Annotated in this window: 20 protein-coding genes and 1 other RNA gene; 10 read left to right on the plus strand and 11 right to left on the minus strand. The window is 53.1% G+C overall.

The window, feature by feature from the left end; genetic code table 11:
- Positions 1-3: 3 nt before the first annotated feature.
- On the minus strand, positions 4-1,146 hold the full coding sequence (carA, locus tag G516_RS0118075) for a glutamine-hydrolyzing carbamoyl-phosphate synthase small subunit (protein ID WP_028294840.1): 1,143 nt from the start codon (positions 1,144-1,146) through the stop codon (positions 4-6).
- A 720-nt stretch (positions 1,147-1,866) separates the two neighbouring features.
- Here carA and G516_RS0118080 point away from each other — a divergent pair.
- On the plus strand, positions 1,867-2,445 hold the full coding sequence (locus tag G516_RS0118080) for a TetR/AcrR family transcriptional regulator (protein WP_051219592.1): 579 nt from the start codon (positions 1,867-1,869) through the stop codon (positions 2,443-2,445).
- Between the two features lie 111 nt (positions 2,446-2,556).
- Here the strand turns inward: G516_RS0118080 and dapB are convergent, their stop codons facing one another.
- The 4 genes from dapB to grpE form a co-directional block, all read right to left on the minus strand.
- Positions 2,557-3,360, minus strand: a complete 804-nt coding sequence (gene dapB / locus G516_RS0118085) for a 4-hydroxy-tetrahydrodipicolinate reductase (RefSeq protein ID WP_028294842.1) — start codon at positions 3,358-3,360, stop codon at positions 2,557-2,559.
- A 76-nt stretch (positions 3,361-3,436) separates the two neighbouring features.
- Positions 3,437-4,561 (minus strand): molecular chaperone DnaJ, encoded by a 1,125-nt coding sequence (dnaJ, locus tag G516_RS0118090; protein ID WP_028294843.1) that lies wholly within the window; start codon positions 4,559-4,561, stop codon positions 3,437-3,439.
- A gap of 130 nt (positions 4,562-4,691) precedes the next feature.
- Entirely contained in the window at positions 4,692-6,623 is a 1,932-nt protein-coding gene (gene dnaK / locus G516_RS0118095) for a molecular chaperone DnaK (protein ID WP_028294844.1), read from the minus strand.
- A gap of 186 nt (positions 6,624-6,809) precedes the next feature.
- The gene (grpE, locus tag G516_RS0118100; RefSeq protein WP_028294845.1) at positions 6,810-7,397 is read right to left on the minus strand and encodes a nucleotide exchange factor GrpE; all 588 of its coding nucleotides are present in this window, start codon (positions 7,395-7,397) and stop codon (positions 6,810-6,812) included.
- A gap of 167 nt (positions 7,398-7,564) precedes the next feature.
- Between grpE and recN the strand changes: the two genes are divergently transcribed.
- Positions 7,565-9,253: a DNA repair protein RecN gene (recN, locus tag G516_RS0118105; RefSeq protein ID WP_028294846.1), complete on the plus strand. Its 1,689-nt coding sequence runs from the start codon at positions 7,565-7,567 to the stop codon at positions 9,251-9,253.
- 362 nt (positions 9,254-9,615) lie between these two features.
- Here recN and fur read toward each other — a convergent pair whose 3' ends face one another.
- Complete coding sequence (fur, locus tag G516_RS0118110) at positions 9,616-10,023, minus strand: ferric iron uptake transcriptional regulator (protein ID WP_028294847.1); 408 nt, start codon at positions 10,021-10,023, stop codon at positions 9,616-9,618.
- Positions 10,024-10,116: 93 nt separating this feature from the next.
- Here fur and G516_RS23210 point away from each other — a divergent pair, with 93 nt between their 5' ends.
- A complete protein-coding gene (locus G516_RS23210) occupies positions 10,117-10,524 on the plus strand; it encodes an outer membrane protein assembly factor BamE (RefSeq protein ID WP_036537415.1) in 408 nt (135 codons plus the stop codon).
- Between the two features lie 146 nt (positions 10,525-10,670).
- On the opposite strand, the gene G516_RS0118120 is transcribed toward G516_RS23210, so the two are convergent.
- The 3 genes from G516_RS0118120 to G516_RS0118130 form a co-directional block, all read right to left on the minus strand.
- Positions 10,671-10,961, minus strand: a complete 291-nt coding sequence (locus G516_RS0118120) for an RnfH family protein (protein ID WP_028294848.1) — start codon at positions 10,959-10,961, stop codon at positions 10,671-10,673.
- Positions 10,954-11,385, minus strand: coding sequence for a type II toxin-antitoxin system RatA family toxin (locus tag G516_RS0118125; protein ID WP_028294849.1), 432 nt, complete (start codon positions 11,383-11,385; stop codon positions 10,954-10,956). The genes G516_RS0118120 and G516_RS0118125 overlap by 8 nt, the downstream gene beginning before the upstream one ends.
- Positions 11,386-11,465: 80 nt before the next feature.
- On the minus strand, positions 11,466-12,824 hold the full coding sequence (locus G516_RS0118130) for a sodium-dependent transporter (RefSeq protein ID WP_028294850.1): 1,359 nt from the start codon (positions 12,822-12,824) through the stop codon (positions 11,466-11,468).
- A gap of 153 nt (positions 12,825-12,977) precedes the next feature.
- Here G516_RS0118130 and smpB point away from each other — a divergent pair, with 153 nt between their 5' ends.
- A complete protein-coding gene (gene smpB, locus G516_RS0118135) occupies positions 12,978-13,460 on the plus strand; it encodes an SsrA-binding protein SmpB (RefSeq protein ID WP_028294851.1) in 483 nt (160 codons plus the stop codon).
- 179 nt (positions 13,461-13,639) lie between these two features.
- Positions 13,640-13,999, plus strand: a transfer-messenger RNA (tmRNA) gene (ssrA, locus tag G516_RS24530).
- A gap of 265 nt (positions 14,000-14,264) precedes the next feature.
- Here ssrA and G516_RS23215 read toward each other — a convergent pair.
- On the minus strand, positions 14,265-15,293 hold the full coding sequence (locus tag G516_RS23215) for a phage integrase (RefSeq protein WP_084645210.1): 1,029 nt from the start codon (positions 15,291-15,293) through the stop codon (positions 14,265-14,267).
- 322 nt (positions 15,294-15,615) lie between these two features.
- Positions 15,616-15,858: a hypothetical protein gene (locus G516_RS24805; RefSeq protein ID WP_156879101.1), complete on the minus strand. Its 243-nt coding sequence runs from the start codon at positions 15,856-15,858 to the stop codon at positions 15,616-15,618.
- On the opposite strand from G516_RS24805, the gene G516_RS24150 reads away from it, so the two are divergent.
- The 5 genes from G516_RS24150 to G516_RS24905 form a co-directional block, all read left to right on the plus strand.
- Entirely contained in the window at positions 15,845-17,755 is a 1,911-nt protein-coding gene (locus G516_RS24150; RefSeq protein WP_051219593.1) for a replication endonuclease, read from the plus strand. The two genes, G516_RS24805 and G516_RS24150, sit on opposite strands and share 14 nt — an antisense overlap.
- A gap of 20 nt (positions 17,756-17,775) precedes the next feature.
- Positions 17,776-18,063 (plus strand): single-stranded DNA-binding protein, encoded by a 288-nt coding sequence (locus G516_RS23225; RefSeq protein ID WP_051219594.1) that lies wholly within the window; start codon positions 17,776-17,778, stop codon positions 18,061-18,063.
- Positions 18,060-18,296 (plus strand): hypothetical protein, encoded by a 237-nt coding sequence (locus G516_RS0118155; RefSeq protein WP_028294852.1) that lies wholly within the window; start codon positions 18,060-18,062, stop codon positions 18,294-18,296. Before G516_RS23225 ends, G516_RS0118155 begins: the two co-directional genes overlap by 4 nt.
- A gap of 70 nt (positions 18,297-18,366) precedes the next feature.
- On the plus strand, positions 18,367-18,519 hold the full coding sequence (locus tag G516_RS24810) for a hypothetical protein (protein ID WP_156879102.1): 153 nt from the start codon (positions 18,367-18,369) through the stop codon (positions 18,517-18,519).
- A gap of 94 nt (positions 18,520-18,613) precedes the next feature.
- Positions 18,614-19,344 (plus strand): hypothetical protein (locus G516_RS24905; protein ID WP_036537420.1); only part of this gene is annotated, 731 nt, incomplete at its 3' end.

The raw sequence follows: 19,344 nt of genomic DNA on the forward strand, positions 1-19,344 counted from the left end.
CTCTTACGCCTTGGCTTTTTCAATCAGTTCAATGAAGTGGTCAAACAGTGGCTGCACATCACGTGGGCCAGGGCTCGCTTCAGGGTGACCCTGGAAGCTGAACGCAGGCTTGTCGGTGCGGGCGATGCCCTGCAGCGTACCGTCGAACAGGGATTTGTGAGTGGCCTTGATGTTGGCAGGCAGGGACTCTTCATCAACCGCAAAACCGTGGTTCTGGGAAGTGATCATCACCTTGCCGGTTTCCAGATCCTGTACCGGGTGGTTGGCACCGTGGTGGCCGTGGCCCATCTTCACGGTCTTGGCACCGGAGGCCAGCGCCAGCAGCTGGTGACCCAGACAGATACCAAATACCGGAATATCGGTTTCCAGAATTTCCTGAATCGCCTTGATGGCGTAGTCACATGGCTCCGGATCACCAGGGCCATTGGACAGGAATACGCCGTCCGGATTCATTGCCAGTACTTCGGAGGCTGGAGTTTGAGCCGGTACAACCGTCAGGTCGCAACCGCGCTCGGCCAGCAGACGCAGGATGTTGAATTTCACGCCGTAGTCGTAAGCAACAACCTTGTATTTTGGTGCTTCAACCTGACCATAACCTTGACCCAGTTTCCAGTCGGTTTCTGTCCACTTGTAAGCTTCCTTAACGGTCACTTCCTTGGCCAGATCCATGCCTTTCAGGCCTGGGAAAGCACGAGCTTCTTCCAGTGCTTTCTGTTGGGATTCTTCAGACCAGGCATCTGCGCCCGCCAGCAGGCAACCGTTGAGGGAGCCTTTTTCGCGCAGGATGCGAGTCAGTCGACGGGTGTCGATGTCAGCGATGCCCAGAATGTTCTGGCTGCGCAGGTACTCGTCCAGCGCTTGCTCGCTGCGGAAGTTGGATGCAATCAGTGGCAGGTCACGGATAACCAGACCCTTGGCTGCAATGCTGTTGGATTCCACATCTTCCGGGCTGATGCCGTAGTTACCGATGTGTGGGTAGGTCAGTGTCACGATCTGGTTGGTGTAGGAAGGGTCCGTAAGGATTTCCTGGTAACCGGTCATGGAGGTGTTAAACACAACTTCACCAACGGATACCCCTTCAGCACCAATACTGGTGCCTTTGAACAGGCTGCCGTCTTCAAGAGCAAGAATGGCTGGCGTAGACAAAACGTTATCCCCGAGCTAAGAAAATCAGGTGACGTGAGGCACAGGAGCGCTGTACCCCATGCGTAAAAAAGCGGAATGCTGATCAAACAATCGGCATCCCGCTATTTTTGGAATTCTGTTGGAGGTTTCTACCGGATGCTTTGGCATCTTTAACCCCGCTTAAATTAACCGCGAATTATACGCAAACTGAGCAATCCTGTCCACGCTACTTACTGCTGCTTTGCAGGGGGATTGCAGTGGAAATTCACCTTTCACCCTGTCTCAATGACAATATTCTCGGCAGATGCCCATAAATCCCAAAGACTGATCAAAATTCATACCGATCATCAGGCATAGCACAATTTTTGAGACACGCATCACATGATTACATTCTGTAACATACAAAATTAAACCGTAAAAAACTTCACATCATCTCAGGTAACTCTTTACATAGTAGCCATGGAACAGCTCTGGATGACTTCAAGTGACCCAGCAGGCCGTCTATTGTTCGTTTGAGCTCATCAAAAACACCGGATTCAAGCGCCGATTTCCGCTACACCAGGGCACTGGTGACATTCAATGCCCTGATTTAACGGTCGTCAGCCTACCGGCCAAGCCAGACGTCAGAAGCCCTGCCGGAACACTCGCGCGATCAGCGAGTCACCAACCCCAGAGCCCAGGCAAATCGACAAACCATAGATGAGGGACACTATGCCTGTAGCCGTAGAAGGAAGAAGGCGTTTGGCTCCGGAAGAACGCAAACGTCTGCTGATGATTTACGCGGTTGAGATTTTTTCCCGTCGGGGCATTGGCCGAGGTGGCCACACCGACATCGCAGAACTGGGTGGCGTTAGCGTCGCCACCGTATTCAACTACTTCAAGACTCGCGAAGCTCTGGTCAACGACGTATTGGCTGAAGTTGCTCAGTTCATGCTGAACATTGCGCAGTCGTCTTTTGAAAATCAGGAGCTGTCGCCACTGGCGCGCATCCGCCTCTACTTCCACCGTTTTCTGCGCAGCTGCGAAGAAACGCCAGACTACATCAAGGTGTGGCTGGAATGGAGCGCCTCCCCGCGCGAGGAAGTGTGGCCACAATACCTGAGTCTGCAATCCGAGCTGCTGGCGATGCTGACCGAGCAGTTGCAGGCCGGTATCGACAACGGCGAACTGAAAGGCGGCCTGCCTGCCGACGAGCGCGCTCGCTGGTTACTGGGCAACAGCCAGATGCTGACCGGCATGATGTTCGACCCGATGGGCAAGCCTGACAACATGAACGAAATGCTCGACCGGGCGCTGGATCACCTGTTGATCGTCAAATAGTCTGGCTCTTGACGCCAAACAGCCGCCCTGAAAAGCAGCCATAAAAAAACCGGCGTTTGCGCCGGTTTTTTTATGCGTTCTTCACGCTCTTGATAACTTGCTGATTCGTTATCAGAAGCCCAGTACGTCCTGCATATCGAACAGGCCACTGTCCTTGCCGGTTACCCACAACGCAGAGCGAACCGCGCCCTTGGCGAAGGTCATGCGGCTTTGAGCCTTATGTGTGATCTCAACGCGCTCGCCTTCGGTGGCAAACATCACGGTGTGGTCGCCGACTACGTCACCACCACGAATGGTTTCAAAACCAATCTGCTTGTGAGGGCGCGCACCGGTTTGACCTTCACGGCCGTAGCAAGCCACTTCGTTCAGATCCCAACCCATGGTTTCTGCAACCACTTCGCCCATGCGCAGCGCGGTACCGGAAGGTGCATCCACTTTATGACGGTGGTGCATTTCAATCACTTCGATATCGCTTTCATCACCCATTACGGATGCCGCCATGCGCAGCAGGTTCAGGCACAGGTTCACACCCACGGAGTAGTTCGGGGCGAACACCACGCCAGTTTGCTCGGCACCGGCTTGCAGCTCGACTTTCTGGGCTTCGTCCAAACCCGTGGTGCCGATGACGATTTTTTTGCCGTGCTGGCCACAAATTTTCAGGTTCGCCAGCGTCGCCGCCGGAGAGGTAAAGTCGATCAGTACGTCAAAGTCGTCGACGACAGCTTCCAGGCTGGAAACCGCTTTCACGCCCAGGTCTTTACCCAGGCCGGCAATGGCACCCGCGTCCACGCCTTCCATTGCATCACCCGGCAATACAATAGCAGCGCCCAGCTCGGCACCTTCAGCCGCATCGACTGCCTGAATCAATACGCGTCCCATTCGACCGGCAGCACCGGTAACCGCAATACGTGTCATGGTTATTTTCCCAACAATAAAAAGCCCGTGACGGCAGTGTAACCGAGCACGGGCTGATGTTTTTCAAAAAATTGAATCAGATCTCTTCGAAGAACTTCTTCACGCCTTCGAACCAGCTCTTCTTCTGCGGTGAATGCTTCTCACCGGTCAGGGATTCCTGGAACTGACGCAGCAGGTCTTTCTGCTGTTCGGTCAGGTTCACCGGCGTTTCAACCTGTACACGGCACATCAAATCACCAGCACCACCGCCACGCACCGGGGTTACCCCCTTGCCGCGCAGACGGAACATCTTGCCAGACTGGGTTTCGGCCGGAATCTTCAGCTTCACGCGGCCATCCAGTGTTGGCACTTCCAGTTCACCGCCCAGTGCTGCATCAACAATGCTGATTGGCACATCGCAGTACAGGTTACGACCGTCACGGCTGAACAAAGCGTGATCACGTACCGACACCTGCACATAGAGGTCGCCGGATGGGCCACCCATGGAGCCAGCTTCGCCCTCACCCGCCAGACGGATGCGGTCGCCAGTATCCACACCAGCTGGGATCTTCACCGACAGGGTCTTGGTTTCTTCTTTTACGCCACGGCCATGACAGCTGTTGCATGGATCTTCAACAATGGTGCCCTGACCACGACAGGTCGGACAGGTTTGTTGAACAGAGAAGAAACCCTGCTGCATCCGCACCTGACCCATACCGTTACAGGTACCACAGGTTTTTGGATGCGTGCCCGGCTTGGCACCGGAACCGTCACAGGTTTCACAGCCAACCAGCGTCGGGATACGAATTTTCTTCTCAACGCCACGAACGGCTTCTTCCAGGGTCAGGTCGAGGGTATAGCGCAAGTCGGAACCACGCTGTGGGCCACCACGGCCGCCACCACCACCGCCGCCGAAAATATCGCCGAACACATCACCAAAGATGTCACTGAAACCACCAGCGCCTGCGCCACCGCCAAAACCACCAGCGGCGTTAGGGTCAACGCCCGCGTGGCCGTACTGGTCGTAAGCGGCACGTTTTTGTGGGTCACCGAGAATCTCGTAAGCTTCGGTGGCTTCCTTGAACTTGGCATCGGCGTCTTTATCGTCCGGGTTACGGTCCGGGTGATACTTCATCGCCAGTTTGCGGTAGGCCTTTTTCAGGTCTTTACCGTCTACATCCCGGGAAACACCCAGAATGTCGTAATAATCTCGTTGGGCCATTGTCTTAAACGCCTCAAATCAGAAATATTCTTCTGTGTTCTGAAGCAGACCTCCAGAAACAAAACCTCCAAAAACAAAACAAGGGAGTAGCCCGCCGGGGGCGAACTACTCCCTGTTTCAGGAAGCGACCTTACTTGTCCTTCACTTCTTCGAATTCAGCGTCAACAACGTCATCGTCGTTGTTTTTGCTGGAAGAGGAAGAGGAAGCACCGGCGTCAGCGCCGCCTGCCGCTTGCTCGGCCTGGGCCTGCTCAGCGTACAGTTTCTGGGCCAGAGTACCGGACGCTTCGGTCAGCGCGTTGGTCTTGGCTTCGATATCGTCCTTGTCATCACCTTTCAGGGCTTCTTCCAGATCGGCGATGGCTTTTTCGATGGCTTCTTTTTCTTCAGCAGTGGCTTTGTCGCCTGCTTCTTCCAGAGTCTTCTTGGTTGCGTGGATCATGCCGTCGGCAGTGTTACGCACCTGAATCATCTCTTCGAACTTCTTGTCCGCTTCAGCGTTGGCTTCAGCGTCCTGAACCATCTTCTCGATTTCGTCATCGCTCAGACCGGAAGAGGCCTTGATCACGATGGACTGTTCCTTGCCAGTCGCCTTGTCTTTGGCGCTAACGTTCAGAATACCGTTGGCGTCGATGTCGAAGGTAACTTCAATTTGTGGCACACCACGTGGTGCTGGCGGAATGTCGGCCAGGTCGAAACGACCCAGTGACTTGTTCTGCGCCGCTTGCTTACGCTCACCCTGAACAACGTGAATGGTCACGGCAGTCTGGTTGTCGTCAGCAGTAGAGAACACCTGGGACTTTTTGGTCGGGATGGTGGTGTTCTTCTCGATCAGAGGAGTCGCCACGCCACCCATGGTTTCAATACCCAGAGTCAGCGGGGTAACGTCCAGCAGCAGTACGTCTTTCACGTCACCGGACAGAACCGCACCTTGAATCGCAGCACCAACGGCAACGGCTTCGTCAGGGTTCACGTCTTTACGTGGCTCTTTGCCGAAGAAGTCAGCAACGCTCTTCTGTACCAGTGGCATACGGGTCTGACCACCCACCAGAATCACTTCGTCGATTTCAGAAGCAGACAGGCCAGCGTCTTTCAGAGCCATTTTGCATGGTTCCAGAGAACGGGTAACCAGTTCTTCTACCAGGCTTTCCAGCTTGGCGCGGGTCACTTTTACGTTCAGGTGCTTAGGACCGGTTGCATCTGCAGTGATGTACGGCAGGTTTACGTCGGTCTGGCTGCTGGAAGACAGCTCAACCTTGGCTTTTTCAGCGGCTTCTTTCAAACGCTGCAGAGCCAGTGGGTCGTTGTGCAGATCGATGCCGGATTCTTTCTTGAATTCTTCCGCCAAGTACTCGATCAGACGCATGTCGAAGTCTTCACCACCCAGGAAGGTGTCACCGTTGGTGGCCAGAACTTCAAACTGCTTCTCGCCGTCAACGTCTGCCACTTCAATGATGGAGATATCGAAGGTACCACCACCCAGGTCGTATACGGCAACAGTGCGGTCGCCGCCTTCTTTATCGATACCGTAAGCCAGTGCCGCAGCGGTTGGTTCGTTGATGATACGTTTCACGTCCAGACCGGCAATCTTACCGGCGTCTTTGGTGGCCTGACGCTGAGCATCGTTGAAGTAAGCAGGAACGGTAATAACCGCTTCAGTTACTTTTTCGCCCAGGTAGTCTTCAGCAGTCTTCTTCATTTTCTTCAGAATTTCTGCGGAAACCTGTGGCGGAGCCATCTTGTTGCCTTTTACTTCAACCCACGCGTCGCCGTTGTCGGCTTTGACGATGCTGTAAGGCACCATTTTGATGTCTTTCTGAACCACATCGTCTTCAAAACGACGGCCGATCAGACGCTTCACAGCAAACAGGGTGTTGGTTGGGTTGGTTACCGCCTGACGTTTGGCAGACTGGCCTACCAGTACTTCATCATCGGTGTAGCCGATGATGGAAGGGGTTGTACGATCGCCTTCTGCGTTCTCGATAACCTTGGTTTTTTCGCCGTCCAGGATTGCCACACAAGAGTTGGTGGTACCGAGGTCAATACCAATAATCTTACCCATGATAAATCTCTCCAAACTTGGGCAGCCCTTGCTGCCTGCATAATCTTGATTTCGATGACAACCCGTTCTGAATCACTCTGCCGGGCTGTCGTTGTCCCATGTCTTCTATCTGGGCCCGAAACATTTTGTTTCAAGGGCCGACGGTAAATTTTTTTAACAAATTTACCGTCTGTTCACGCCATTCGATCAGGCGTTTTCGTCGATGGCCGGGCCACCTTTGCTGACCACAACCATGGCAGGACGCAGCAAACGACCGTGCAGGGTGTAACCCTTCTGCATCACGTCAATAACGGTGTTTGGCGCAGTGCCTGGTACTTCAATCATGGTCATTGCCTGATGCAATTCCGGATTGAAGGTTTCTCCCTGTGGGTTAACGGTTTCAACGCTGAATTTGGACAGTGCGCTGGTGAAACCGCTCAGGGTCATTTCAATGCCTTCACGAATCGCTTTGGTGGCGTCTTCTTCCGGCGCTGCGGCCAAACCGCGCTCCAGATTGTCGACCACGTTCAGCATTTCATTGGCAAATTTCTCAAGACCAAACTTGTGGGCTTTTTCAACGTCCATTTCGGCACGACGACGAACGTTCTGCATCTCTGCCTGAACACGCAACACCTGCTCTTTCAGCTCGGCGATTTCAGCCTGTGCTGCTTCCAGCTGGCCTTCCAGTTCATTGCCTTGTTCAACGACGTCTTCCTGGGTTTCTACCGTCGCTTCTGCTTGCTGCTCTTCCGCAGCCTGAACTGCTTCTTCCTGAACCTTTTGCTCTTCAGACATGAATGTTTCCTCTCTCGAAAATCTGCACTGGAGCCTATATGGGGCTGCCAAATCGGGATTCAAGGGCAAAATGGAACAGGTTTTTTCAAATTGATCATTTTTTGAGTTGACAGATCAAACCACTGTATATAAAAACACTGTATATCCATTCAGATACGGAGCCCGTTATGCTCGCTCATCTGTCAATTCATCAGTTCGCTCTGGTTGAACACCTGGAGCTGGAATTTTCCAAAGGCATGGCCGTGATCACCGGCGAAACCGGTGCAGGCAAGTCCATTTTGCTGGATGCCCTCGGCCTCACTCTGGGGCAACGGGCCGAAGGCGGCATGGTGCGCAAAGGTGCAGATAAAGCCGAAGTGTGCGCCAGCTTCCTGCCTACGCCGAACGCCCGCGCCTGGCTCAAGAGCCGCGACCTGCCCGATGAAGAAGACCAGATTCTGCTTCGCCGGGTGATTTCAGCCGAGGGGCGCTCCCGTGGCTACATCAACGGCCGCCCGGCATCCGCTGCCGATCTGAAAGACGTGGCTCAGCATCTGATTGAAGTGCACTCCCAGCACGCTCACCAGCGCCTGTTGGAAAAAGACACACCACGACAAATTCTGGATGCCTATGCGGGCCTGAAGCCACTGGCCAAACAGGTGGCAGAGCTGTATTCCAACTGGCAAACAAGCCGCAAACGGCTGCTGCGACTGCAAGAAGAAAGCAGTGAAATTCAGGCTCAGCGACAGCTATTAAGCTATCAGGTAGAAGAGCTGCGGGAACTGGCGCTGGGTGAGCAAGAACTGGATGAGCTGGAGCTGGAGCACAAGCGACTGGCCAACGCCGAATCCATGCTGCTGGACGGCCAAAACGCCCTCGCCGCCACCAACGGCGGCGACCACAGCGACAACGGTGCAGCCCAGCTTGCCTATATGGCACTGCAACAGCTCGAGCGCATCGATGACGAACACCCAAGCCTGGCCGAAGCCCGTGACCTGATGCAGCAAGCCAACATCCTGCTGGAAGAAGCTGGCAGTTCGTTGAACCGCTATCTCGAACAGGTCGATATCAACCCGCACCGGCTGCAACAGGTGGAACAACGCCTCAGTGATATTTTCAGTATGGCGCGCAAGCACCAGATTCAGCCGGAACGACTTTACGAACACTGGCAAGAACAGGAAGCCGCATTGGCCGAGCTGAACCTGTCAGACGATGACCTGGAACAGCTGGTCGCCGATGTGAAACAGCTGGAGCTGGACTACCGGGCCGAAGCCGAGCAACTGAGCCTGCAACGTCAGCACGCAGCACAATCGATGGATGCCGATATCAGCAGTCATTTTGAAGCCATGTCGCTGGGGCGGGCGATTTTTGAAACCCGCGTAGAAACCTTGCCAGACAACGAGCACAACAAACACGGCATCGATCACATTCAGTTTATGGTGCAAACCAACCCCGGCATGCCATCGGGTCCGCTTGGCAAAGTCGCTTCTGGCGGTGAATTGTCGCGCATCAGTTTGGCGATTCAGGTGGTTACCGCGGCAACCAGTGATATTTCCTGCATGATCTTTGACGAAGTGGATGTTGGTATTGGCGGTGGTACCGCCGAGCGCGTTGGACGTCTGATGCGCACACTGGGCGATCGAGGTCAGGTGATGTGTGTCACTCACCAGCCGCAAGTGGCATCTCAAGCCCACCAGCACTTTATGGTGAGCAAAATTGCTGGCGATGAGCACACCCACACCCGCATTCAGGAACTGAACGGCGATCAACGCATACGCGAAGTTGCTCGTATGCTGGGCGGTGTCGACATCACCCGCAGCACCCTTTCACACGCCAAGGAAATGCTCTCCCTGGCGAAACAACAGGCAGCGGTTTGAGCTTCACTCCCCCCGAAGCTTAAACCAACGCAGAAACAAAAACGGCGCCCTAACAGGCGCCGTTTTTGTTTGAGTCTGCAAGCAATGCCTAGGGACCCTCTGAATAACTCTGCACAGCTCTGCGCAGGTCCTGCAGGTTGTCAGAACAAGGCGGCGAATGCATCGGAATGGCTAGCCATTTCCAAGTTCGCCAACACCGTTCTGGCGGGCTGCAGGCCGCGCCCAATGGGGATGACAGGGCATTGCTGACTCTGTGTCGCTGATTTTTGACTTGACCCGTCAGGCCTGCAAACCAGCTTCGTGATTCACCAACGCCCTGTAATCCAGAGCGGGCACCGAGTTATTCAGAGGGTCCCTAGCGCTTACTTCTTCTTGCGGATGTACAGCACCAACGAGTGGTCAACCAGCTCGTAGCCATGCTGCTCTGCAATTTCGTGTTGCAGACGCTCGATTTCCTGATTAGTGAACTCAATGACAGTACCGTCATCTACATCCACCATGTGGTCGTGGTGATCACCGCGGTCCAGTTCGAATACAGAGTGGCCGCCATCAAAGTTGTGACGGGTAACCAGACCTGCGCTTTCGAATTGGGTCAGAACCCGATAAACCGTAGCCAGACCAACGTCTTCGCCTGCGTCAATCAGGGAACGGTATACATCTTCCGCGCTCAGGTGGGCTTCCGGATTGTTCTCCAGAATGCTCAGGATTTTGATACGCGGCAGAGTGACCTTAAGTCCCGCCTTGCGCAGCTCTACGTTTTGATCGGACATTGCAACCCTCGAATATTTCACAGCAAGTTGATTCTTCAGTTATCATCCACCGCCACTGCCCAAAAGCAAACCACCGGACGAGACAACAGCTGAATGATACGTGCGACAATTCTGACTTTTTTACTAGGTATTGCAACCCTTTCAGGCTGCGTTTTCCCCGGCGTTTACAAGCTTGATGTTCAACAAGGTAATATCGTTACCCAGGACATGCTGGATAAGCTGCAACCCGGCATGACCCAGGACCAGGTTGAATTCGTGATGGGCACCCCGGTGCTGAAGAACAGCATGGAAGCCAACCGTTGGGACTACCTGTATACCCTGGAACAAGACGACGAGGTAACCAACCGCTACCTCATCAAGGTGTATTTCGATGCCAACAATCGCTTCGACCATTACAGCGGCAGCTTGCCAACCAACGCGGTTGACGAAAAAGACGCGCTGGATGCCTTACCAAAAGAAGAAACCAACCTGAATACAGTGCCTGCCGACATGGTTGAATAACCAGCGCCGTTCACGGCAGTCGCCTGTTGTGAGCATTGCAGTGAATATGCGTCGTGAATATGCACCATGCATAAGAAACACAAACAAAAAGCCCGTACTGTGAACAGCACGGGCTTTTTTGATACTGCTTTTCTGAGCCGTCAGCTTCAATCCTTGGTTTTGGCCGCCCGATTGGCACGAGCCTGCTTTGGATCAATCAGCAACGGACGGTAAATCTCAATGCGATCGCCATCGTTGACGGCATCGCCCAGATTACGCACCGCCTTGCCAAAAATACCCATTTTGGCATTTTCAACATCCAGATCCGGAAATTCACGGGTGATACCGGACAGCTTGGCCGCTTCCAGAATGGTCGTGCCTTCCGGCACCGTTACGCTGAGGATACGCTGCTTTTCCGGCAAGGCGTACGCCACTTCAACGGTAATCTGCTCAGCCATAAATTTCCTTCGCGCGTTTTACAAATGAATCAACCATCATATTGGCTACCTGCTTGAATACGGCACTGAGGGCCATACCGGTAATCTTGTTCGCCACTTCAAATTCCATGTCCAGGGATACCTTGCATGCATCGTCAGACAGTTTTTGAAAGTGCCAAACGCCGTGAAAACGGGTAAACGGGCCGTCCAACAGCTCCATTTCCATCTTCTCGGGATGCACCAAACGGTTATGCGTGCTGAAGCTCTGATTAATCCCGGCCTTCGAGATCGTCAGCGTGGCTTTGATAAAATCATCGCCCTCATCAATCACTTCCGTTTTCTTGCAGCCATCCAGAAACTCAGGATAGCGACGCACATCATTTACCAGATCAAACATTTGCTCGGCACTGTGCATTACCAGCGCACTGCGTGTAATGGTGGTCATGATACCTCGTTGCTTGGCCAAAACAGCGCCAGCGCCCGAAGGCGCTGACGCATGCATCTAACGTTGGCTGATCACGCGGATCAGAAGATGCCCAGACCTTTAATGAAGATGTAACCCACAGCCAGTGGAGAAACAAACTTCAGCATGAAGATCCACAGGTTGAACAGCACAGGAGACTGTACACGGGCTTCATGAGCGATAGTTTCCTTGCGAACAAACCAGCCAACAAATACAGCAATCAGGATACCACCGAGCGGCAGCATGATGTTAGACGTCAGGAAGTCCAGGCTGTCAAAGAAGGTTTTGCCGAACAGGGTGAAGTCGCTTGCCACGTTGAAAGACACAACAGTACCCAGACCCAGCAACCAGGAGAAACCACACACAGCAGTGGTTGCCACCAAACGGGAATGGCCCTTTTCAACCGCCCAGGCAATCGCTGGCTCGGCGATGGAAATCGCAGAGCTCCAAGCCGCAATCGCAACCAGTACGAAGAACACAGTACCGATCAGATCACCCAGTGGCAGACCCGCGAAAGCAATTGGCAGAGTCTGGAACATCAGACCCGGGCCAGCACCTGGCTCCAGACCGTTGGAGAACACCACCGAGAAAATCACGATACCGGCAACCAGAGCCACCAGCGTATCCAGAATACCTACGGTCAGAACGGTTTTACCAAGAGAAGCCTGCTTCGGCATGTACGAGCCGTACGCCATGATGGCGCCCATGCCCAGAGACAGGGTAAAGAAGGAGTGACCCAAAGCCACCACCACGCTCTCGCCAGACAGCTTGCTGAAATCAACACTGAACAGGAACGACAGCGCTTCACCAAAGCCAGGAGTGGTAAGCGCGTAGCCCAACAGCAGCACCAGCATGATGAACAACAAAGGCATCAGCATACGCAGGCTGTTTTCCAGCCCCTTGTGAACACCACGAACCAGCACCACGCCAACCAGCACAGTAAAGATGGTATGCAATACCGTCAGCTGAACCGGGTCGCCCAGCAGGCCACCAAATTGCTCGCCCGCTACATCCGCATTGGCACCGTCAAACACGCCAGTCGCCATTTTAACGATGTACGACAGGGTCCAACCGGCGATCACACTGTAAAAAGACAGAATAAAGAAACCCGCCAGTGCGCCCATCCAACCGATGGAACGGAAGAACACCGGAGCATTTTCAGACTGCGTAATGTTACGCATGGTATTGATTGGGCTCATGCGGCCCTTACGGCCCAACATGACTTCCGCCATCATCACCGGAATACCGGCACACAAAATACACGCCAGATACACCAGCACAAACGCACCACCGCCATTTTCGCCGGTGATGTAAGGGAACTTCCAGATGTTACCGAGTCCAACTGCTGAACCGGTAGCAGCCAATACAAAAGTCCAACGGCTTGCCCACACTCCGTGCATACCGGTTTTGTCAGAATTCATGTTATTCTTCTCCGCTTTACGAATCGCGCTATTGTCAAAGATTTGTCATTTAGCCTCAACCCAATGTCGACCCAGTTTTGAACCTTTTCGCGCTAACGTGGAAAGAAACTGTGCGATATCATGCCGGCAAGCCCGAATTTCAGTTAGTGCCCTATGAGTGCCAAGAAAAAACCAAAAGCATCCAGCCCGACCATCGCCCTCAACAAAAAGGCGCGACATGACTACTTCCTGGAAGACAAACTGGAAGTCGGATTGGAGTTGCAAGGCTGGGAAGTAAAATCCATGCGTGAAGGCAAATGCCAGCTGGTTGACTCGTTTGTCGAGTTTCACCGCGGCGAAGCCTGGCTTCACGGAGCCCTGATCACACCACTGAACCAGGCATCGACCCACGTCGTGTGCGAACCTCGTCGTGAGCGCAAGCTGCTGATGCACCGCAAGGAAATCGAACGCCTGCAACAAAAAGTGCAAGCCAAAGGCTACACCTGTGTGTGCACCGCCATTTACTGGAAAGGCCACATGATCAAAGGCGAAATCGCCCTCGCCAAAGGTAAACAGATGCACGACAAGCGCAACAGCAGCAAAGACCGCGACTGGGCGAAACAGAAAGAACGCATCATGAAGCACTCCGTGCGCTGATTCGTAACTCTTATTGTAAAAACAAATAAAAACAGGGGCTTGGCAAACGTACTGAATGTGCTTTACCATTCCCCTCTTGCTCGAGAAAGCCAAACTTTCTGGTTCCACAAAAGGAACTTTTGCAGTGAAGTAGCCTCATAGCATGACTGGCGTCAGTTAGCAGCCAGTAACACGGTTCTGGGGATGATCCGGATTCGACGTTGATTACAAAGCTAGCGGTGCATGTCGAGAGGGTAAGACGATCTCGTAAATAAACGTCCTACAAAGTTATAGTCGCAAACGACGAAAACTACGCACTGGCAGCCTAATAACCCTGCCTACCTCCGAACTCAGGTGCCTATGACTGGGGGACGAGGGCTGAGCCCCATAGGATCGCCTGGATGTTTCGCTCGGAACTGAACGGCTAAAACCTGATCGAGCTCGCTGGTCATGCCCTGTCACTCGGGCCGTGCCTGGCTAAATCAATAGAGATGACTAAGCATGTAGATCTTCTAGTGGAGGATTGGCGGACGCGGGTTCAACTCCCGCCATCTCCACCAAATCCAAAAAACCCCAAGTGATTGATTCATTTGGGGTTTTTTTATGCCTGTAGGATGTTCACGCTGTCGCTAGAGACCATGGTTGACCTCGGAGTTCTTTATCATGATAAAGATTCCTGCGCCTCTGCATGGCTGAAAAGTACTTTTTCTTTGTCATGATAAAGAGTTCAGCGTCCCTGCCCGTCTTAAAAGTACTTTCTTTATCATGATAAAGATCCGCGCCTCTGCCCGTCTTAAAAGTACTTTTTCTTTATCATGATAAAGATTACTGGATGCTGTGAGAGAAATCGGGAAGTTCTGCTGTCGTTTTTCGCGCTTGTTTTTGAAGCGGGTTCAACTCGATCGCCTCCCGAAGATGATCGGGGGAAAGGTGGGCGTAACGCATTGTGACGGTGATGTTTGCGTGCCCCAGGATTCTCTGCAGGGTGACAACATTTCCACCGTTCATGATGAAGTGGCTGGCGAATGAATGCCTTAGCGCGTGGGCGGCCTGACCTGCTGGCAGCTCAATGCCGCTCCGATCCAATGCCCGTCGGAATGCAGAAAGGGAATTTGAAAAACGTTTGTGTGTTTTGAGATGTTCCTGAATCTCTGAAAAAAGTACTTTATTCACGGGAACTGATCGGGTCTTTCCGGATTTTGTTTTAACAAAGGTGAGCTGACCGTTCCGAAGGTTTCTCAAGGTCAACGATTGAGCCTCCCCCCATCGCGCTCCTGTCGAAAGGCAGATCCTTGTGAGAAGGTGAACATGAGGGTTTTCTGTTCCGCTGGCGATTGTGTTCAACAGAATTGAAATTTCACTTCTGGTCAGGAACGCGAGTTCGTTTTCTGGAATCTTGATCGGTTTGAGCTTAGCCAATGGGTTTGGATACTCGATTTCATCGATTTCGATCAATCGATTAAACATGGCGTTCAGGTATCCCAAGTGATTGTTAAGTGTTTTTGGCGAAATACCTTTTTTGTGTCTGATTGCAAAATGATTTGCGATATCGGATGCCGTTAGCCCTTGCCCTGCCGGGTTATTGATTTGACTAAAAATCGTTAGTAACACCCGATATCTTCGTTCTCCATCCCGTAAAAAAACACCGGCAACCTTGTACCATGTGTCGGCCAAATCTGAACATTTACGGGGGTCTCTTGCTTTATATCCTAAGGCCGAAGTTCTAATCCTATTATTCATTCGGCTTATGAAAAACTCAGCTTCTCGTTTTGTCTGAAATGTTTTTCTGTGACGAACGCCATCGATTCGAACGTCTATTTTCCATTGCCCATTAGTGGATTTTTTTAACGCCATTCTTTGGGTTCCTGATGCTTTTCTGGGTGTGATGGGTCTCCTGAACCATAGGCCAACCACAGCCTAAGCTCAGGAACCATCAGGCCTACAAGGCGGATCTCGGTAGATGAGATTCGAACATCGCCCCTTAGGATTGATTGCCATCGATGCAAGGGGATTTGTGTGATATCGGCCAGTTCGGAATGTGTAATCCCGAGTTTTCTAACGCAATATCTCAATCGTTTTAGATCGTCCGAATAGTTTTTTGTCGGCATATAAAAACCGCTTAGTGGTTGTATTCACCGCTTGGTGGATAGTTGTTTCTGATTCTTTTTTTTTGATATTAGCAATGGAGCGAGGAATCAATATTTTTTTCGAAAAAAATCGAAATCAATTGTTGACGGCGGGAAATTTTGCGGATAAATTTTTTCGGCGTTCGAGGGAATTTGCCGATTTCTGAGAGCGTTTTCATTTGATGTTCGAGGGGGGTGCGGATTGCCGTCCGTCCCCCCTCTTTTTGCCAGTTTCGGGTTGCCGCCCTTGCTGGCGCTCCTGCCGGAACAGGAAAAAGAATGATGAACGCCAAAGCCGATTGCGTCAATCCGTCCAGATTTGCGTCCGAAGAATTTTCGCCGTTTCGACACCTCGTCACGGATTTGAAAAATTTGCCTTCGGACACGAATTTTCCGCTTCTCGTTCACGACCTCAGAAAAAAATTTCTCGTTCGAATTCCGTGGGGGCTTTCGCACCTTTCCGAGTTCTCGTTTTGCTCTTCCGACGAAGAACTTTCCGAAATCGCCGAAGTGATTGCCGCTGCTGCCGGGACTGCCGTTTGGCGGATGGCGGAGCTTTCCGGGAGCGTTGCCGACCTTCACGCTCCCGATTGGCGAGAAGAATTTTCACTTGATGAGCTTGTGCTCATTCTCTTTGCCGCTCAGCGTTTCACCCGCGGCCACGACGTTCAACCGTGCGAACTTTCGTCAACGCAAATGGGTTCGGCGACTTTGGTGCGGGCTGCAATTCTCCGGATGACTGACACCCGATGGTGGCGCAAGCGCCTGAAGACCGAAAAAGTCCTTCGGATCGACGAATTTCTTCGTGATCGTGGGCTGGTGCATCGCGGTCGCAACCGCTACGCCAGCCGCGCGGCGGTGGCAACAATGAAATTTCGAAACGCCCAAAACGAGCGTTTTCTTCAGGACCGTCACGCTCTTTCCTCCGACGGTCTCGAAATTTGTTTGGCTGATTGCCGGGGGATCTCCGATCCGGAGATTCGTCGAATCGAGCTGATGGTCAGGTTGCGCGGACTCGAAGAACGCGCGGAAGAACTCGGGTTCGAGACGGTCTTTCTGACGCACTCTCTTCCGTCCCGCTTTCACGCCGTCCGCCAACGAAGCCGTTTCCGTGGCCAAAAAAGATTTTTCTCACATTGCGAGAAGAACCCCGTTTTCGACGGGAGCACTCCCCGCCAAGGAAACGCGCATTCTCTCTCGGTCCAGAAAGCCGCTCTTGCGGCGGTTCGTCGGAACAAAATGCAGTTCTTCGGCGTTCGGGTCGTTGAGCCGCACCACGACGGCACCCCGCACACGCATTTTCTTTTTTTCGTCAGTCCTGGCGATTCAGATCGGTTCGCGGAGATCTGGCGCGATTTTGCTTGCCGGGATTCCCCGGAAGAAGTTGAAGACAACCCTTCGGCTCGTCTCGACGTGAAATTTTTCGGGCCGGAAGATTCAGCCGTCGGATATTTGGCGAAGTACATCGCCAAGGGCGTCGACGGTCACTCTCTCGACAACGGTTCGGACGCGGATTCGGTCGATTCCGAATGGGCCGGATCGGACGCCGTGATGGCCGCGACCGACATTGTTTGCTGGGCACGTGCTCATCGCATTCGCCAATTTCAGTTCCTCGGATGCCCGCCGGTCACCGTTTGGCGGGAGCTTCGCCGTCTCTCGGTGTCTGTCGAATCCGCGTCTCTGGAGCAGCTTCGGGCTGCCGCCAACGAAGGGGATTTTCGCCGCTTTCTCGAATTGATGGGCGTCGCAAAAAAGCGAACCGAGTACACCTTTTTGCCGCTTTACGGTGCTGGCCAAAGCCTCGTTCTTCAGACCGGAGAGATCGTCGAGCGTTTGGAAACTCGGTTTGGTGATCCTGCCAAGCGGGTTCTTGGACTTTGCTCCGTCGCCCTTGGTCTGGAAGCGCTCACGCGGTGCGCGATTTGGGGGGTCGGCTCCGAGGCTGAAGTTCGAGCCGCCAAAACCATCATGCTTGGCGTCGTCGACATGGCCGGGTGCCTTTCGGGGGATTCCGGACGCGGCGCGGAGCGTCCGCGTCGGAATCTCCCGATTGGCGCTGAGGCCAATCCGGCCGCGAAGCGGCCCCTTGGTCCCGTCGAAATAACTGCTCGCGGGTCCGCGAAACCACATTTCGAATTCACCGGAAGCCGAATCGAAGAAGGTGAAAAAATCCTCAAAACGTTGGCCTGAAGGGCCGAAGGAGCAAAAAAATGATTCGAATTGAAGTCCTGCAGGGTCACCACCTGCCTCAGCAACGCCCGACAAAAAACGGGATTCGATATTACCAGCTCGCCTATGCCCATCTGGGTGGTGCGTTCCCCGTCGAGATCCAAATTCCGTTGCGCGGAGTTCAGGACGCGTATCCGGTGGGCCTCTACGAGCCGGATTTGCCAGCGTTTCAGGTCAGTCGCTGGGGAAATCTTGAGCTGAATCCGTTCGAGCTGCCGCTGGTTCCGTTGAATGAAAAACCAGTCAGTCAGCAGCAGAAAACAGCATGAGTGATCCGGGGTTCACGTTGGTTTGCGCAGAACAACCGACGGTGACTGCTGACGGCGGTGCTGTTTGCGGTTCCGGTTGGCAGTCTCAAATCGCTGTCGCCCCGTTCAACTCGGACGATCTGGATATTTCAGGTTTGGTCGAATTTTATTCCTGGGGGTGGGTGTTCTTCATCGTTCCTTGGGTCGCGGCTTTTGGAATGTCGTCGGTCGTCAAAGCCATTCGAGATCTTTAATTCGCAGCGTTGCTGCACAAACGCCAAATGTTTTGGCAACAAACCGAGGGAAACCTCAAAGGAGTGAAAAATGGAAACTACAACTTGGACCGACACCCTGATCGCGGCGGTTGATTTTACCGATTACATCGCCGTCATGGGCGACATCGCAATCGCGGTGGGCACTTTGTTCATTGCGTGGCGGGGGGCGAAATTCATCATCGGCGCTGTTCGCGGCATGTGATGGTCAGGGGCGGGAGACCGCCCCTTTCTTTAGGAGGGTCAAATGGTTGAATTGATTCAATGGACGCTTTTTGTAATGGGATTCATCACCGCTTATGGCTGTTGTCGAACGTTCGTTAGTTAGGTTTTTGCAATGCTTGGCGTTTGTCATTGCATTCGATGCACTGGCGGACACGACGAGTGTTGATGATGGTTACGCCTACTGGGCGAACACAACTGTTTTTGGGGCTGGTGTTTCCGGGGCATCGACAAAATCAGGAGCTTGCCGGGTTGCAGCGAGCTACTACGGCGTCACTCAAGAATTTTGTCAGACCTCAAATACTGCCTGCTATTTTTCGCGTGCTGGAAACGAAAACGGCTGTTACGACGCTGACGGAGACCTGTCGATCACGAGCAAATTCGGGGGTGGCTTCGTGGTCGAGTCGAGTTATTCAGACGGAAACAACCCCGGTTGCTTGATTGCAGATCCAATCGATGATCGATGCGCAACAATTTGTGAAGACGGCTACGCCGATTACGTTAGCCGTGATGCAGGCCTCACGGATGTTGCGACCTGCGATCGGGTGGACTTGGTCGAGTGCGGCAATGGAGATTTGGCACTCGGAGAATGTTCATTGGCGCAGCAGCAGGAGTCGGAAACCGAATGCACAGGGTTCGATGAGTGTCTCGCATTCGCGTGGGATTACCTCGGCTGTAATGATGGCGGTGATTACGAATTCCAATATGAGGATGACCAAAATTTCAGCCTCAGTTGCGATACGAGTGAGCCGGAAACCGACACTGGCACCGACACTGGCACCGACACTGGCACCGACACTGGCACCGA

The sequence above is a fragment of the Oceanobacter kriegii DSM 6294 genome (assembly GCF_000422845.1).
GTDB classification, from domain to species: domain Bacteria; phylum Pseudomonadota; class Gammaproteobacteria; order Pseudomonadales; family Oceanobacteraceae; genus Oceanobacter; species Oceanobacter kriegii.